This window comes from Pseudomonas sp. BN607 (assembly GCF_029871175.1).
In the GTDB taxonomy this organism is placed as follows: Bacteria; Pseudomonadota; Gammaproteobacteria; order Pseudomonadales; family Pseudomonadaceae; genus Aquipseudomonas.
Genome location: NZ_SSOE01000056.1, coordinates 179,229 through 196,203, shown reverse-complemented (window position 1 = coordinate 196,203; position 16,975 = coordinate 179,229). Strand labels below are relative to the sequence as shown.

The following is a 16,975-nucleotide window of genomic DNA, read 5'->3' as shown; positions in this document are numbered from 1 at the left end:
CAGATAGCGGAACGAGTGTGTTACTAGGTATGTCTAGACTTACCTAGGACCCTCCAGGAGTAAAACCGTCATGACCTCAACCTATTACACCGGCGAAGAGCGCAGTAAGCGCATCTTCGCTATCGTTGGTGCCTCTTCAGGCAACCTGGTGGAATGGTTCGACTTCTACGTCTACGCCTTCTGCGCGATCTACTTCGCCCCGGCCTTCTTCCCCTCCGACGACCCTACCGTTCAGCTGCTGAACACCGCAGGCGTATTCGCCGCAGGTTTTTTGATGCGCCCCATCGGTGGCTGGATATTCGGCCGCCTCGCTGACCGCCATGGTCGCAAGAATTCCCTGATGATCTCAGTGCTGATGATGTGCTTCGGCTCACTGATGATCGCCTGTCTGCCTACCTACGCCAGCATTGGCACCTGGGCTCCGGCGCTGCTGTTGCTGGCCCGCCTGATCCAGGGCCTGTCGGTGGGGGGCGAGTACGGCACCACCGCCACCTACATGAGCGAAGTGGCCCTGCGCGGGCAGCGCGGCTTTTTTGCCTCGTTCCAGTACGTGACTTTGATCGGCGGCCAGTTGCTGGCGGTGCTGGTCGTGGTGATCCTGCAGCAGTTGCTGACCGAAGATGAACTGCGCGCCTGGGGCTGGCGCATTCCCTTTGTGGTGGGGGCCATCGCCGCGCTGATCTCGTTGATGCTGCGCCGCTCGCTGCATGAGACCAGCAGCGCCGAAACCCGCCAGGACAAGGACGCTGGCACCATCAAGGGGCTGTTCCGCAACCATGCTGCGGCCTTCGTCACCGTGCTTGGCTATACCGCTGGCGGCTCGCTGATCTTCTACACCTTCACCACCTACATGCAGAAGTACCTGGTGAACACCGCGGGCATGACGGCGAAGAACGCCAGCTACGTGATGACCGGCGCGCTGTTCCTGTTCATGGTGCTGCAGCCATTCTTCGGGATGCTCTCCGACCGCATCGGGCGGCGTAATTCGATGCTGCTGTTCGGCGCCTTGGGTACGCTGTGCACCGTGCCGCTGTTGATGGCACTGAAAACCGTGACCAGCCCGTTCATGGCTTTCGTGCTGATTAGCCTGGCACTGTGCATCGTCAGTTTCTACACCTCCATCAGCGGCCTGGTGAAGGCCGAGATGTTCCCGCCGCAGGTGCGCGCGCTGGGTGTGGGGCTGGCCTATGCGGTGGCCAACGCCGCATTTGGCGGTTCGGCCGAGTACGTGGCCCTGGGGCTGAAGACCATGGGTATGGAAAATACCTTCTACTGGTACGTGACGGCGATGATGGCGATAGCCTTCCTGTTCAGCCTGCGCCTGCCGAAGCAGGCCGAGTACCTGCACCATGATCACTAAGGATGCTGCATGAGCAACCAACTGTTCGACGCCTACTTCACCGCGCCGGCCATGCGCGAGATCTTCTCCGACCGTGGCCGCCTGCAGGGCATGCTCGATTTCGAGGCCGCGCTGGCCCATGCCGAAGCTGCTGCCGGGCTGGTCCCGCACAGCGCAGTGGCGGCCATCGAGGCAGCGTGCCAGGCCGAGCGCTATGACGTTGGCGCCTTGGCCAATGCCATCGCGACCGCGGGCAACTCGGCGATCCCGCTGGTGAAGGCGTTGGGCAAGGTAATCGCCACTGGCGTGCCTGAAGCCGAGCGCTACGTGCACTTGGGGGCTACCAGCCAGGATGCGATGGATACTGGGCTGATCCTGCAGTTGCGCGATGCCCTCGACCTGATCGAAGCCGACCTTGGCAGGCTGGCCGAGACGCTGTCGCAGCAAGCCCTGAAGCATGCCGATACACCGCTGGTGGGCCGCACCTGGCTGCAACACGCCACCCCGGTGACCCTGGGCATGAAGCTGGCCGGGGTGTTGGGCGCCTTGACCCGCCACCGCCAGCGCCTGCAGGAGCTGCGCCCGCGCTTGCTGGTGCTGCAGTTCGGCGGTGCCTCGGGCAGCCTGGCCGCCTTGGGTAGCAAGGCGATGCCAGTGGCCGAGGCGTTGGCCGGGCAACTCAAGCTGACCCTGCCCGAGCAACCCTGGCATACCCAGCGCGATCGACTGGTCGAGTTTGCTTCGGTACTGGGCCTGGTTGCGGGCAGCCTGGGCAAGTTTGGCCGCGATATCAGCCTGCTGATGCAAACCGAGGCAGGGGAGGTGTTCGAACCGTCCGCGCCGGGCAAGGGTGGTTCTTCGACCATGCCGCACAAGCGCAACCCGGTCGGCGCTGCCGTGCTGATCGGCGCTGCGACCCGGGTGCCAGGGCTGGTTTCGACGCTGTTCAGTGCCATGCCTCAGGAGCATGAGCGCAGCCTGGGCCTGTGGCATGCCGAATGGGAAACCCTGCCTGATATCTGCTGCCTGGTCTCCGGCGCCCTGCGCCAGGCCCAGGTGATTGCCGAGGGTATGGAGGTGGATGCCGCGCGCATGCGCCGCAACCTCGACCTGACCCAGGGCCTGGTGCTGGCCGAAGCCGTGAGCATCGTCCTCGCCCAGCGCCTGGGGCGCGACCGGGCCCACCACCTGCTGGAGCAATGCTGTCAGCGCGCGGTGGCCGAGCAGCGTCACCTGCGTGCTGTGCTGGGTGACGAACCCCAGGTCAGTGCCGAGCTGTCCGCTGAGGAACTCGATCGCCTGCTCGACCCAGCCCATTACCTGGGCCAGGCCCGCGTCTGGGTGGCGCGTGCCGTGTCCGAACATCAACGTTTCACTGCCTGAAGGAGACCGCTGTGGCGCATTTGCAACTGGCTGATGGCGTTTTGAATTACCAGATCGATGGCCCGGAAAACGCCCCGGTGCTGGTCCTGTCCAACTCGCTGGGTACCGACCTGGGCATGTGGGACACCCAGATACCGCTATGGAGCCAGCACTTCCGTGTGCTGCGCTACGACACCCGAGGCCACGGCGCATCGCTGGTCACTGAAGGCCCTTACAGCATCGAACAACTCGGCCGCGACGTGCTGGCACTGCTCGACGGCCTGGACATTCAGAAGGCCCACTTCGTCGGCCTGTCGATGGGCGGCCTGATCGGCCAGTGGCTGGGCATCAATGCCGGCGACCGCCTGCACAGCCTGACCCTGTGCAACACTGCCGCCAAGATCGCCAACGACGAGGTGTGGAACACCCGTATCGACACCGTGCTCAAGGGCGGCCAGCAGGCAATGGTCGACCTGCGCGATGCCTCGATCGCCCGCTGGTTCACCCCAGGCTTCGCCCAGGCGCAGGCTGAAGAGGCCCAGCGCATCTGTCAGATGCTGGCGCAAACCAGCCCGCAGGGCTATGCCGGCAACTGCGCGGCAGTGCGTGACGCCGATTATCGTGAGCAACTGGGCCGTATCCAGGTGCCTGCACTGATCGTGTCGGGGACCGAGGACGTGGTGACGACCCCAGAGCATGGCCGTTTCATGCAAGCCGGTATTGCCGGTGCCGAGTACGTCGACTTCCCGGCGGCACACCTGTCCAACGTCGAGATTGGCGAGGCATTCAGCCGTCGCGTCCTCGACTTCCTGCTGGCTCACTGAGGACACTGCCATGGACGAGAAACAACGTTACGACGCCGGCATGCAAGTGCGCCGCGCGGTACTTGGCGATGCCCACGTGGACCGCAGCCTGGAGAAGCTCAACGACTTCAACGGCGAATTTCAGGAAATGATCACCCGCCACGCCTGGGGTGACATCTGGACCCGCCCAGGCCTGCCGCGCCATACCCGCAGCCTGATCACCATTGCCATGCTGATCGGCATGAACCGCAACGATGAACTGAAGTTGCACCTGCGTGCAGCGGCCAACAATGGCGTGACCCGCGACGAGATCAAGGAAGTGCTGATGCAGAGCGCGATCTACTGCGGCATTCCGGCGGCCAATGCCACCTTCCACATGGCAGAGTCGGTGTGGGATGAACTGGGGGTGGAGTCGCGTAGCTGATCGCTACGCAGTCCCCTACTGTGGGAGCGACACAAGGCCGCTCCCGCACAGCCCGCGTAAGTTTTTACATGGGCCGCACGGCCACCGGCCCTGCATGGCTCTCCACGGCCTGTTTCAGGACCGGGCACAGCCCTAGCATGAATGCCGCTTCGGCCACCACGAACAGTGGCCCGATGATCAACCCGCTGACATCGTCGACAAAGGCGGGCTTGCGGCCTTCGTAGTAATGGCCGACGAACTGGATGATCCAGCCCACCACGAATCCCCCCACCCCGGCGCCAAGCCACAGCCCGGTAGCCTGAACCGCCAGAGCCTGACCGACCCACAGGCACAAGCCCAGCAGCAACCCCATCACCAGGCCGAAGCGCAGGTCCAGGCGCAGGTAGAACCATACCGAGGCGGCCGCTGCCAGCAGGGCGGGGGATAGCCACATGCCCGCGACTTGCCAGCCGGGGCGCGACAGCAGGATGGTGACCGCCAGCACGATCATGGGGATACCGATGAAGTGGGTGACGATGTTGCGTGGGTCGCGGTGATAGCTGGCGTACTGGCTCAGGTGGTCGACGAGGGTTTTCATTGTTGTGCCTCCCTGGTTTGCCTGGTCGGGGGTGTTGCCGGTTCCGGCGATAGGGCCTGAACTGGCAACCGATATAGCTCAGGATAGCCCGCAGCCACCACCATCATCAGCTCAGCGAATGGCGGCGGCCCGCACTGGCATATCCAGCCCGACCAAGGTCTCGATCATCGCCCGCGCCGCTGGCGACAGCCGGTAGCCGCTGCGGCTGACCACCCCGCAGTACACGCTGAGCACCTCAAGCGCCGGCGGCAGATTGCGCCAGTGCAGGCGCACCAGGGTGCCGTTGGCCAGGTCATCGGCCAGGGCTTCCTCGCTGGCAATACCGATGGCATCGCTGGCCTGCACCACGCTGCGCAGGATGGCCAGGTGCTCGGTCTGCAAATGCGGAGTGAAGTCACTGCGCCCGCTCAGGTTGGCGAGGCGCTTGCGTACCCCGGGCGCGAGCAGCCCGCTGGCCAGCGGATAGCTGAACAGGTCGTTGGTCGACAGGCTTTCCTTGGCCAGCAGCGGGTGGCCCGGGCGGCAGAAAAACAGGCCTGGGCGGCGTGACAAAGGTTCGGTGTGAAAGCTGGGGTCTGCTTCGAACGGGCGGATATCGTCGACGAAAAACTCGATCTGTTCACGGCGCAGTGCCTGGCCAAGGCGTTCGGCGTTGTCCACCAGCAGCGAGGTATGGATGCCAGGGTGGCGTTCGATGAAGTGGCGCAGGGCATCGGGCACCAGGCGCACGGCCAGCGTCGGGCCGCTGCCGAAGTGCAGCTCGCCGGCGTCGAGCTTGGTCATTTGCAGCACTTCGTTGCTCAGTTGCGCCGCGCCTTGCACCAGGCGGCGGGCGTGTTGCAGCACCACCTGGCCTTCCGGGGTAGGCGGCAGGGCCTTGCTGGCGCGGTCGACCAGCGGGCAACCGAATGTGTGTTCCAGGCCCTGGATGGCGCGGCTGAAGGCGGGCTGGGTGATGCCCATGGCTTCGGCGGCACGAACGAAACTGCGGTATTCGGTGAGGGCGATGAAGTAGCGCAGCTGGCGAAGGTCCATTTCACGGCTCTAGGGCGGGGCGGGGCCCTATTCAAGCGGTTACTGCTTATGTCGTCAAAGAAGGTTTATGGATTTGTTTATAGCTGAAAGTTATTTTTCACCGCCTCGCGTATAAAACCGGCTCCCACAGGGTGGCCACAGCTTTTGAAACTGTAGTCACCCCGTAAGCGCCGGTTTACCCGCGAGAGGCCAGTTGATTTAGAGCAGATTCAGCGGGTAGCTCACGATCAGCCGGTTTTCATCGAACGCGTTGGTGCTGAAGTCGCGGCGCATGGTGGAGTTGCGCCACTTCACCGACAGGTCCTTGAAGCTGCCCGACTGCACCACGTACGCCAGCTCGGTCTCGCGTGCCCATTCCTTGCCGTCATCCACGCCACCAGCGGTAACGTTGTCACCCTTGATGTAGCGGTTCATCAGGGTCAGGCCGGGTACGCCGACGCTAGCGAAGCTGAAGTCATGACGCACCTGCCATGAACGTTCCTTGGCATTGTCGAAGCTGGAGTTGTAACTATCGTTGGCGAGGGTGCCGCCGCTGGTGCCGTTGACCCGCATCCAGGCATCGTCGCCGCTGACTTTCTGCAGGCCGACGTAGAATGTGTGGCCCTGGTAGCGTGCCGAGAGCAGCGCCGAGGCAGTGCGGTTGTCCAGCTTGCCGGCACGTTCGGCGCCATCTTCCTTGCCGATGAAGTAGCCCAGGTTGGCGCCCAGGGTCCAGTCGCCCAGCGGCTGGCTGTGCGTCAGGTTGAGGTACTGCTGGCGGTAGATGTCCTTGAGCTGGGCATCCCAAAGGCCAATCATGGTGCGCTTGTCGTTGAAGGTGTACTCGCCGCCACCGAAGTTGAAGCGGTCGGAGGTGAACGCCGCTCTACCGTTCAGCGACATGTCTTCCATGCTTGCGTCGTTGCGCGGGCTGTTGCCGCGGAACTGGCCGGCGTACAGGGTCAGGCCGGCGATTTCCTTCGACGTCAGCTGGCCGCCGCGGAAGGTTTGCGGCAGCGAACGACCGTCGTCTGAGCGCAGAATCGGTAGGACCGGCATCCATTCCCCGACTTTCAGCTCGGTTTCGGACAACTTGGCTTTCAGCGCCACACCCAGGCGGCCGAAGTCATCGGCCGGGCGACCATCGCCGTGTACCGGCAGAAGTTGGGTGTTGGTGGTGCCTTTGCCGCCGTCGAGCTTGACCGAGTACAGGCCAAGTACGTCCACTCCGAAACCGATGGTGCCCTGGGTGAAGCCAGAGCGGGCATCGAGGATGAAGCTTTGCGTCCATTCTTCGGCCTTGCCCTGTGGGTGGGCCGGGTCGACGAAGTTGCGGTTGATGTAGAAGTTGCGCAGGTTGAGGGTAGCCTTGGCGTCCTCCAGGAAACCACCTTGGTCGGCGGCGAACACGGGGAGGGCGCAGGACATGGCCAACAGGCCGGGCAGCAGCTGGCGTGCGGGTTGCAAAGTGCTCATCTGTCGTGGATCTCTTGTTTTTATGGGGCGAGCCGGTGCACTGCGGGGTCGGGCCGGCAGGTGCGGGTCTTTTCTTGATGAACTTGGGCAACGTTGCGTGGGTGGATGGTGCGGGGTTGTACGGGGGTGAGGCAATTCGCCGCAAACGGAACGGGGCGATAATCGAACGGAATGTTCCGGTTAGTTAATAATTTTGCAGTGCTGGCCCTATCGCCTGTGCAGGCGCCAGAAAGCAAAAAGCCCACCGCGAGGGTGGGCTTGATGAGGCAACAGCTGCAATCAGCCTTTCGGTGTATCCACCGATGCCTGCTGGTTCGCCTGACCGGTTTGCTCGTACCAGCCACCGCCGAGTGCCTTGTACAGATTGACCTCGCTGGTCAGCTGCGACAGACGGTCGCCGATCAGCGCCTGCTGGGCACTGAACAGGTTGCGCTGGGCGTCAAGGAACGTCAGGTTGCTGTCGATGCCGATCCGGTAGCGGCGTTCGGCCAGGCGGTAGTAGTCCTGGTTGGCCTGCACCAGGTCACGCTGGGCCTGCAATTGCTCTTCGAAGGTTTTGCGCGCAGCCAAGCCATCGGAGACTTCCTGGAAGGCGGTCTGGATGGTTTTTTCGTACTTGGCGACGTTGATGTCCTTCTGGATCTTCGAATAGTCCAGGCTCGCCTTCAGGCTGCCGGCGTTGAAAATCGGCAGGTTGATCTGCGGCTGGAACAGCCAGGTGCCCTGACCACCCGCGAACAGGTGGCCCATGTCGGGGCTCAGGCTGCCGGCGTTCGCGGTCAGGCTGATGCTCGGGAAGAACGCTGCGCGGGCGGCGCCGATGTTGGCGTTGGCGGCCTTCAGCAAGTGTTCGGCTTCCTGGATGTCCGGACGACGCTGGAGGATGTCCGACGGCAGGCCGGCTGGTACTTCGGCCAGCTGGTCGGCATTGAGCTCCAGTGGCTTGGCCAGGTTCGCAGGAATACCGGTACCCAGCAGCACGGTCAGGCTGTTGACGTCCTGGGCGACCAGGCGCTGGTACTGCGAGTACTTGACCCGGGCGCCTTCCACGGCGGTACGCGCCTGGCTGACGTCGAGTGCCGAAGCCACGCCGACTTCGTTGCTGCGACGGGTGAGGTTGTAGCTTTCCTCGTAGGTCTTCAGCGTTTCTTCGGTCAGCTTGAACAGCGCCTGGTCGGCCTGCCAGGTGTAATAGGCGTTGGCCACGCTGGCCACCAGGGCGATTTGCGTGGAGCGGCGCGCCTGCTCACTGGACAGGTAGGTCTCCAGGGCTTGCTCGGTCAGGCTACGGACCCGGCCGAACAGGTCCAGCTCATAGGCGCTGACGCCGAGGGTGGCCGAGTACTGGCTGGTAATGCCCGACTCCCCGGTTTGCGACATGTTCGCCGGCACTCGCTGGCGGCTGCCGCTGCCGGTGGCTGAAACCGCCGGGAACAGGTCAGCCCGCTGGATGCGGTACTGCGCGCGGTAGGCGTCGAGGTTCAACGCAGCGACGCGCAGGTCGCGGTTGTTGACCAGCGAGGTCTGGATCAGTTGCTGCAGTGCCGGGTCGTGGAAGAACTGGCGCCAGCCCTGTTCGGCGGCGGCAACGTCTGCCGACTGGGTCGGGGAGTACGCAGGGCCTTGCGGCCACTGCGCTGCCACCGGCGATTCCGGGGTCTGGTAGTCAGGGATCAGCGAGCAGCCGCCAAGAATCAAAGCGGTGACCGCCAGGGACAATAAAGACTTGGTCATTGCCCAGCCTCATAACGTGGAGTTTCAGGGGTGGCGTCTTTTTCCGGCTCTTTGCTGCCGAACAGCGACGACACTGCGACGAAGAATAGCGGTACCCAGAAGATTGCCAGCACGGTCGCACTGATCATGCCGCCGATCACGCCCGTACCAATGGCGTGCTGGCTGCCGGCACCGGCACCGCTGGCGATGGTCAACGGTACCACGCCGAGGATGAACGCCAGCGAGGTCATGATGATCGGGCGCAGACGCATGCGGCACGCTTCGATCGCCGCGTCGTACAAGCTGCGGCCCTGCTCGTGCAGTTCCTTGGCGAATTCGACGATCAGAATGGCGTTTTTCGCCGCCAGGCCGATGGTGGTCAGCAGGCCGACCAGGAAGTACACGTCGTTGGACAAGCCGCGCAGGCTGGTGGCGATCAGCGCACCGATGATACCCAGAGGTACTACCAGCACTACGGCGATCGGGATCGACCAGCTTTCGTACAGGGCTGCCAGGCACAGGAACACGAACAGTACCGAAAGGGCGAACAGCGCCGGCATCTGCGAGCCGGAGAGTTTTTCCTCGTAGGACATGCCGGTCCAGGAGAAGCCGATACCGTCCGGCAATTCGCCAGCGATGCGCTCGACCTCGGCCATGGCTTCACCGGTACTGTGGCCTGGGGCCGGTGCACCCAGGATCTCCATGGCCTCAACGCCGTTGTAACGCGACAGCTTCGGTGACCCGTAAGTCCATTCGCCTTTGGCGAAGGAGGAGAACGGCACCATCTCGCCAGCACCATTGCGCACGTACCACTTCTGCAGGTCTTCCGGGCTCATCCGCGCATTCGGCTCGCCCTGGATGTAGACCTTCTTGACCCGGCCGCGGTCGATGAAGTCGTTGACGTAGCTGGCCCCCAAGGCAATCGACAGGGTGTTGTTGATGTCGGCAATGGTCACGCCCAGGGCGCTGGCACGTTCGTCATCGATGGTCAGTTGGTACTGCGGCTCGTCGTTCAGGCCGTTCGGGCGTACGGCGCTGAGCACTTTGCTTTGCGCGGCCTTGGCCAGGAACTGGTTGCGCGCTTCCATCAGCTTCTCGTGGCCAACGCCGCCGCGGTCCTGCAGGAACACGTCGAAACCGGTGGCGTTGCCCAGTTCCAGCACCGCTGGCGGGGCAAAGGCGAACACCATCGCATCGCGCAAGGTGAAGAAGTGTTGCTGGGCGCGTTGGGCCAAGGCAAACACGCTGTTTTCCTTGGAACGCTCATCCCATGGCTTGAGCATGATGAACGCCATGCCCGAGCTCTGGCCACGACCGGCGAAGTTGAAGCCGTTGACGGTGAACACCGACGACACGGTGTCGGCTTCGTCCTTCAGCAGATACTCACGCATCTGGTCGACCACCACCTGGGTGCGCTCGGCACTGGAACCGGCCGGGGTTTGTACCTGGGCAAACAGTACGCCTTGGTCTTCTTCCGGCAGGAACGCGGTAGGAATGCGGGCGAACAGCCAGATCATGCCGACCACGATCAGGGCATAGCCCAGCAGGAACGGCACCTTGTTGCGCAGGATAGTACCCACGCTGCGCTCGTAGCCGTTGACGCTGCGGTCGAAGTTGCGGTTGAACCAGCCAAAGAACCCGCCTTTGGCCGTGTGATGCTCGCCTTTCTTCAGCGGCTTGAGCATGGTGGCGCACAGCGCCGGGGTGAAGATAAGTGCCACCAGCACCGACAGGCCCATGGCCGAGACGATGGTGATGGAGAACTGCCGGTAGATCACACCTGTGGACCCACCGAAGAATGCCATGGGCAGCAGCACTGCCGACAGCACCAGGGCGATACCCACCAGGGCACCCTGGATCTGCTCCATGGAGCGCTTGGTCGCCTCTTTGGGCGGCAAGCCTTCCTCGGACATGACCCGCTCGACGTTCTCCACCACGACGATGGCATCGTCCACCAGCAAACCGATGGCCAGGACCATGGCGAACATGGTCAGGGTGTTGATGCTGAAGCCCGCGGCGGCAAGAATGCCGAATGTACCCAGCAACACCACCGGTACGGTCATGGTGGTAATGATGGTAGCGCGGAAGTTCTGCAGGAACAGGTACATCACCAGGAACACCAGGACCACGGCTTCGATCAGGGTGTGGATCACCCCACTGATCGATTCGGTGACCACCGGAGTGGTGTCATACGGGAATACCGCTTTCACCCCAGGCGGGAAGAACGGTTCCAGGCCTTTGATGGTTTCGCGCAGTGCCTTGGCGGTGTCCAGGGCGTTGGCGCCGGTCGCCAGTTTTACCGCCAGGCCGGAAGCCGGCTTGCCGTTGAACTGGGCGCTGACCGCATAGTTTTCACCGCCCAGGCCAACCTGGGCGACATCGCCCAGCCTTACCTGCGAACCATCGCTGTTGACCTTGAGCAGGATCTTCTCGAACTGCTCGGCAGTCTGCAGGCGGGTCTTGCCGATGATGGTGGCGTTCAACTGGGTACCCGGCATGGCTGGCAGGCCGCCGAGTTGACCGGAGGACACCTGCACGTTTTGCGCGGCAACCGCGGTCTTGACGTCGACCGGAGTCAGCTGGAACTTGTTCAGCTTGGCCGGATCGAGCCAGATACGCATGGCGTACTGCGCACCGAACACCTGGAAGTCACCCACACCTGCAGTACGCGAGATTGGGTCCTGCATGTTCGAGACGATGTAGTTGGCCAGGTCGTCCTTGGTCATGCTGCCGTCTTCGGACACCAGGCCGATCACCAGCAGGAAGTTCTTCACTGCCTTGGTGACGCGGATACCTTGCTGCTGCACTTCCTGCGGCAGCAGCGGGGTGGCCAGGTTCAGCTTGTTCTGCACCTGCACCTGAGCGGTGTCGGGGTTGGTACCCTGCTCGAAGGTGGCGGTAATGGTCATGCTGCCGTCGGAGTTACTTTCCGACGACACATACCGCAGGTTGTCGATACCGTTGAGCTGCTGCTCGATCACCTGCACCACGGTGTCCTGCACGGTTTGCGCCGAGGCGCCCGGGTAGGTCACGGCGATGGCGATGGCCGGTGGCGCGATGCTGGGGTACTGGTTGATCGGCAGCTTCAGGATCGACAAGGCCCCGACCAGCATGATCACCAAGGCGATCACCCAGGCGAAGATCGGGCGATCGATAAAGAACTTCGACATGGTTTACTCCGCTTTGGCGTCTGCTTTCGCCGCGTTGGCCTGATCAGGGCTGGCCGGCTTCTTGACGTTGGTGGCTTCGCTGACCTTGACCTCGACGCCTGGGCGCACGTACTGCAGCCCTTCGGTGATCAGGCGGTCACCCGGGTTGAGGCCTTCCTCGATCAGCCAGTCGCTACCCAGGGTACGGTTGGCCTTGAGCTGGCGCAGTTCGACCTTGTTGTCCTGGTTGACCACCAGGGCCGTCGGTGCGCCTTTCAGGTCGCGGGTCACGCCTTGCTGCGGTGCCAGGATGGCGTTGGCGTTGACCCCGGCCTTCAGCCGCGCATGTACGAACATGCCTGGCAGCAGGGTGTGATCGGGGTTGGGGAACAGTGCGCGCAGGGTCACCGAGCCGGTGGTCTCGTCGACCGCGACTTCGGAGAATTCCAGCCGGCCTTCCTGCTTGAACAGGCTGCCGTCCTCCAGCACCAGCTGGACCGAGGCGGCGTTGTCGCCGGCCTTCTGCAACTGGCCGCTTTCCAGGTCACGGCGCAGCTTGAGCAGTTCGGCGGTGGACTGGGTAACGTCGACGTAGATAGGGTCGAGTTGCTGGATGGTGGCCATGGCGTTGGTCTGGCCATTGTTCACCAGCGCACCTTCGGTGACCGAAGAACGGCCGATACGGCCGCTGATCGGTGCCAGGACCTTGGTGTAGCGCAGGTCGATCTGTGCGCTTTTGAGCGAAGCCTCTGCCTGCAATCGTTTGGCATTGGCGTCGTCGTATTCCTGTTTCGACACGGCCTGCTCGTCGATCAGCTGCTTGTAACGCTCGGCCAGCGAGCGGGTAGCCTGCAGGTTGGCCTGGGCATTGCCCAGCGTGGCCTCGTATACGGCGGGGTCGATCTGGTAAAGCTGCTGGCCTTCCTTGACGTCACTCCCTTCCTTGAACAGGCGTTTGAGAATGATGCCATTGACCTGTGGACGCACTTCGGCGACGCGGAAGGCACTGGTACGCCCCGGCAGTTCCGAGGTCAGGGTGAAGGCTTGCGGCTGGATGGTCACGACGCCGACCTGAGGAGCCTGCGCCGCTGGCGCTGCTTCTTCTTTCTTACAGCCACTGAGCAGGGTTGCCAGGGCGACGGCGGAAACCAGAGCGGTAACGGCTGGCTTGAATTGCATGAGGATCCTCGGGTCGCTGGAGCAGGGAGACGCTCAAGAGTAATGGAAGAGTCTGGATCTGGAGAAATGTGCTATCCGGTGGATAAATAGCTTGCTAAGGAATATACTTACATTCATGGTTGTTTGTAAATACCGCCGGGTTGTACATGATTACTGCCACAGCCCTTGATTAGTTCATCCGTGAGGTGCCCTGCAGAGGTGCTCCCGGAGCGTTTCCCGTACGCACCGCGCGTCCGGGCCAGATGAGGTTGTACTGCCATGGTCCGTCGAACCAAAGAAGAAGCCCAGGAGACCCGCGCCCAGATCATCGAGGCAGCGGAAAAGGCCTTCTACAAGCGCGGGGTTGCGCGAACCGCCCTGGCCGACATCGCCGAACTGGCGGGCGTGACCCGCGGGGCGATCTATTGGCACTTCAACAACAAGGCCGAGCTGGTTCAGGCGTTGCTCGACAGCCTGCACGAGACCCATGACCATTTGGCGCGGGCGAGCGAAAGCGAGGACGAAGTCGACCCGCTTGGCTGCATGCGCAAGCTGCTGTTGCAGGTGTTCAACGAGCTGGTGCTCGATGCCCGAACCCGGCGTATCAATGAAATCCTGCATCACAAGTGCGAGTTCACCGATGACATGTGTGAAATTCGCCAGCAGCGCCAGGGTGCGGTGCTGGATTGCCACAAGGGCATCACCCTGGCGCTGGCCAATGCCGTGCGCCGGGGCCAGTTGCCTGGCGAGCTGGATGTCGAGCGCGCGGCGGTGGCCATGTTCGCTTATGTCGATGGCCTGATCGGGCGCTGGCTGCTGCTGCCTGACAGTGTCGACCTGTTGGGGGATGTCGAAAAATGGGTCGACACCGGCCTGGATATGCTGCGCTTGAGCCCGGCTCTGCGCAAATGACACTTTGTTAAGGATTGTGAGGGAGTGTTTCCTCTCTGTATTAAGAGAGGATTAATGCTCGCGGGTAACTGCGCCATTGCTCGGCGCACCGCTGTCCTGCTGCGGCAGCCGTAGGGCAGCAGCTCTTTTCGCCAGTGATGCATCTTTGCAGCACAGGCTGTTGCTACGGGATTGCACAGCATTCAGTGGCCGCGCAGTTGCCGATCCGGCAACGCCACCGCAGCCAGTAAACCAACCAGTGCAATCAGCGCACTCCCCATCAACAGGTGGCGGAACGTCTCCAGCAACCGCGTCTGGGTCACCAGGTCCACTTCGCCCGCCTTCAAGCTCCCCAGCAAGGGATTACCGAGCAATTCGAACCCGCCCTGGTGCAGCAACGCCAGTAACAGGCTGGACATGCACGCAACGCCCATCGCCCCGCCCAACGAGCGGAACAGGTTGGTGGTGCTGGTGGCCACGCCGATGTCCTTGCTGGCCACTGCGCTTTGCGTGCCCACCAGCGATGTCGGGAACTGCAAGCCGCAGGCAATGCCAGTCAGCAACATGAACAGCGCACTGAGCCACCCGGACTGCGGCGGGGTCAGCGCCATGCCTAGGATGGCCAGCGGCATCAGCAATGCCCCGGCGAGGATCTGCGGCTTGTAGCGCCCGGTGCGACTGGTCATGCGCCCGCCCGTGAAGGCACCGATGGGTAGCCCCATCACCAGCGGCAACAGGTGCAGGGCGGCAGTGTCGGCACCAGCGCCGGTGATGCCCTGGAAGCGCAAAGGCATCAGCATGGTCAGGGAAATCGACTGGTAGCTGGCGAAGAAGATGACCGCCCAGCACAGTACCGCAACCCGGTTGCCGAACAGGTCGAGCGGTAGCAGCGGCTCGGGGCAGCGGCGCTCGTGGGCGATGAACAGCACCAGGCCCAGCACGGCGCAGGCGAACAGCGCCAGCACGGCAGGGTCCCCCCAGGCATGACCTTGGCCGACCAAGGTAATGCCCAGCAGCAGGCTCCCCAGGCCGAGAATCAACAGCACGGCACCCAGGTAGTCCACCTGTGCCTCTCGGCGCTGGACTGGCATGCCAGCCAATGCCCGGCGGATCGCCCACAAGGCGACCAGGCCCAGTGGCAGGTTGATCCAGAACACCCAGCGCCATGACAGGTACTCGGTCAGCCAGCCGCCCAATACCGGGCCGGCGACGCTGGCGACGGCGTACATGCTGCTGAAGTAGCCCTGGTAGCGGCCACGTTCGCGCGGGGGGACGAAGTCGCCGATGATCGCCTGGCTGACCGAGACCATACCCCCCGCGCCAATACCCTGGAGCACGCGGGCCAGCACCAATTGCTGCATGTCCTGGGCCAGTGCGCAGGCAATCGAGGCCAGGGTGAACAGGCTGATACCGGTGAGGATCATCCGCCGTCGGCCGTACAGGTCCCCCAGCTTGCCGTAGATCGGCACGGCGATGGTCATGGCCACCATGTAGCCGGAGATGACCCAGGCCAGCAGGCCAACATCGTTGAACTGGGCCGAGATAGCCGGCAACGAGACGGCGACGATGGTCTGGTCCAGTGCGCCAAGGAAGATCGCCAGCATCAGGGCAGTGAGCACGTTGCGCAGGGTGGTGGGGGGCAGGGCGGCTGTCACGGGGATACCTTGTTTATCGGTTTTGGCCGCTTCGCGGGCAGGTACGCAGGCACAGGTACGGCGCAGGTATCACGGGATGCGATGGGCCTGTGCAGCCGGGTGCGCGCGCCAGGAAGCTCCCGGATTGTAACCCGAGTTAGGTAGCTCCCTATGTACTATCTGCATCCCCTATGCAAGATCGGCATTGGCGCATTCATCCAGTGCTGCATGGCCGCGTGATATCGTTGGTATGCCACAGGGGCCTAAAGTCGCGGCTTGCACCAGCTTGGTGCAACATTATGCCGCAGGCTTTTCAGGCTGCTGTCTCCCACACCTTTTATTCCTCTGCCTGCATGTCGAGCATGACCGCCCAGATGGCGACGGTTGGAACAGGTCAGGTAGACCCGATTACAGGGGTCGGTAGTTACCGTTCAAATTTACACATAATTGCGGAGTGATCATGCCCAAGGCTTCCCATCAAGATCTGCGTTTTGCCTTCCGCGAGCTGCTCGCTTCAGGATCCTGTTTCCACACCGCCTCTGTGTTCGACCCGATGTCTGCACGCATTGCTGCAGACCTGGGCTTCGAGGTCGGCATCCTCGGTGGCTCCGTCGCTTCGTTGCAGGTACTGGCCGCACCGGACTTCGCCCTGATCACCCTCAGCGAGTTCGTCGAGCAGGCCACCCGTATTGGCCGTGTCGCGCAGTTGCCGGTACTGGCCGACGCCGACCATGGCTATGGCAACGCACTGAACGTGATGCGCACGGTAATCGAGTTGGAGCGCGCCGGCGTTGCCGCACTGACCATCGAGGACACCCTGCTGCCCGCCCAGTTCGGGCGCAAGTCCACCGACCTGATCCCGGTCGAAGAGGGCGTAGGCAAGATCCGCGCGGCGCTGGAAGCCCGGGTCGATTCATCGCTGTCGATCATTGCCCGGACCAATGCTGGCGTGCTTACCACTGAAGAAATCATCGTGCGTACCCAGAGCTACCAGAAGGCAGGTGCCGATGGCATCTGCATGGTAGGTGTGAAGGATTTCGAGCAGCTCGAGAAAATTGCCGAGCACCTTACCGTGCCGCTGATGCTGGTTACCTATGGCAACCCGAACCTGCGCGATGACGAGCACCTGGCGCGCTTGGGCGTGCGCATTGTGGTCGATGGCCATGCGGCCTACTTTGCCGCAATCAAGGCCACCTACGATTGCCTGCGGTTGCAACGCGGCCGGCAGAACAGGTCGGAAAACCTGAGTGCTACCGAACTCTCGCACACCTACACCCAACCCGAGGATTACATCCGCTGGGCCAAGGAGTACATGAGCGTCGAGGAGTGACCGGCAGGGCGCCGTCTAACTCAACGGACGGCGCTCAACGTTGCGGTGTGAGGCACGCAATGTGCCTGCTCGCAACTGTTGGCGGCGCTGGGCTGGCTGCGTAGC

At 62.9% G+C, this 16,975-nt stretch carries 13 protein-coding genes; 6 read left to right on the top strand and 7 right to left on the bottom strand.

The window, feature by feature from the left end:
- Positions 1-70 precede the first annotated feature (70 nt).
- The 4 genes from E8E68_RS14795 to pcaC are packed head-to-tail and all read left to right on the top strand — an operon-like array spanning position 71 to position 3,928.
- Positions 71-1,360: an MFS family transporter gene (locus E8E68_RS14795; protein ID WP_110742675.1), complete on the top strand. Its 1,290-nt coding sequence runs from the start codon at positions 71-73 to the stop codon at positions 1,358-1,360.
- A 9-nt stretch (positions 1,361-1,369) separates the two neighbouring features.
- Positions 1,370-2,722 (top strand): 3-carboxy-cis,cis-muconate cycloisomerase, encoded by a 1,353-nt coding sequence (locus E8E68_RS14790; RefSeq protein ID WP_266031828.1) that lies wholly within the window; start codon positions 1,370-1,372, stop codon positions 2,720-2,722.
- A gap of 11 nt (positions 2,723-2,733) precedes the next feature.
- Positions 2,734-3,525, top strand: a complete 792-nt coding sequence (gene pcaD, locus E8E68_RS14785; protein WP_266031827.1) for a 3-oxoadipate enol-lactonase — start codon at positions 2,734-2,736, stop codon at positions 3,523-3,525.
- Positions 3,526-3,535: 10 nt separating this feature from the next.
- Positions 3,536-3,928 carry a 4-carboxymuconolactone decarboxylase gene (gene pcaC / locus E8E68_RS14780; RefSeq protein ID WP_012273983.1) on the top strand — a complete coding sequence of 131 codons (393 nt, stop codon included), beginning with the start codon at positions 3,536-3,538 and terminating at the stop codon, positions 3,926-3,928.
- A gap of 64 nt (positions 3,929-3,992) precedes the next feature.
- Here the strand turns inward: pcaC and E8E68_RS14775 are convergent, their stop codons facing one another.
- From E8E68_RS14775 to ttgA, 6 genes are all read right to left on the bottom strand, one after another.
- Positions 3,993-4,505, bottom strand: a complete 513-nt coding sequence (locus E8E68_RS14775) for an Mpo1-like protein (RefSeq protein WP_110742678.1) — start codon at positions 4,503-4,505, stop codon at positions 3,993-3,995.
- A 111-nt stretch (positions 4,506-4,616) separates the two neighbouring features.
- Complete coding sequence (locus tag E8E68_RS14770; protein ID WP_280342489.1) at positions 4,617-5,540, bottom strand: LysR family transcriptional regulator; 924 nt, start codon at positions 5,538-5,540, stop codon at positions 4,617-4,619.
- A 198-nt stretch (positions 5,541-5,738) separates the two neighbouring features.
- Positions 5,739-6,995, bottom strand: coding sequence for an OprD family porin (locus tag E8E68_RS14765; RefSeq protein WP_266031825.1), 1,257 nt, complete (start codon positions 6,993-6,995; stop codon positions 5,739-5,741).
- A gap of 279 nt (positions 6,996-7,274) precedes the next feature.
- Positions 7,275-8,729 carry an AdeC/AdeK/OprM family multidrug efflux complex outer membrane factor gene (locus tag E8E68_RS14760; protein ID WP_266031824.1) on the bottom strand — a complete coding sequence of 485 codons (1,455 nt, stop codon included), beginning with the start codon at positions 8,727-8,729 and terminating at the stop codon, positions 7,275-7,277.
- Positions 8,726-11,878: a multidrug efflux RND transporter permease subunit TtgB gene (gene ttgB / locus E8E68_RS14755; RefSeq protein ID WP_266031823.1), complete on the bottom strand. Its 3,153-nt coding sequence runs from the start codon at positions 11,876-11,878 to the stop codon at positions 8,726-8,728. The genes E8E68_RS14760 and ttgB overlap by 4 nt, the downstream gene beginning before the upstream one ends.
- 3 nt (positions 11,879-11,881) lie before the next feature.
- Positions 11,882-13,036, bottom strand: coding sequence for a toluene efflux RND transporter periplasmic adaptor subunit TtgA (gene ttgA, locus E8E68_RS14750; RefSeq protein ID WP_266031822.1), 1,155 nt, complete (start codon positions 13,034-13,036; stop codon positions 11,882-11,884).
- 258 nt (positions 13,037-13,294) lie between these two features.
- On the opposite strand from ttgA, the gene ttgR reads away from it, so the two are divergent.
- Entirely contained in the window at positions 13,295-13,927 is a 633-nt protein-coding gene (ttgR, locus tag E8E68_RS14745) for an efflux transport transcriptional regulator TtgR (RefSeq protein ID WP_266031820.1), read from the top strand.
- Positions 13,928-14,109: 182 nt separating this feature from the next.
- On the opposite strand, the gene E8E68_RS14740 is transcribed toward ttgR, so the two are convergent.
- On the bottom strand, positions 14,110-15,561 hold the full coding sequence (locus E8E68_RS14740) for an MDR family MFS transporter (protein ID WP_280342483.1): 1,452 nt from the start codon (positions 15,559-15,561) through the stop codon (positions 14,110-14,112).
- A 439-nt stretch (positions 15,562-16,000) separates the two neighbouring features.
- Between E8E68_RS14740 and E8E68_RS14735 the strand changes: the two genes are divergently transcribed.
- Complete coding sequence (locus tag E8E68_RS14735; RefSeq protein ID WP_266031817.1) at positions 16,001-16,870, top strand: oxaloacetate decarboxylase; 870 nt, start codon at positions 16,001-16,003, stop codon at positions 16,868-16,870.
- Positions 16,871-16,975: the final 105 nt, after the last annotated feature.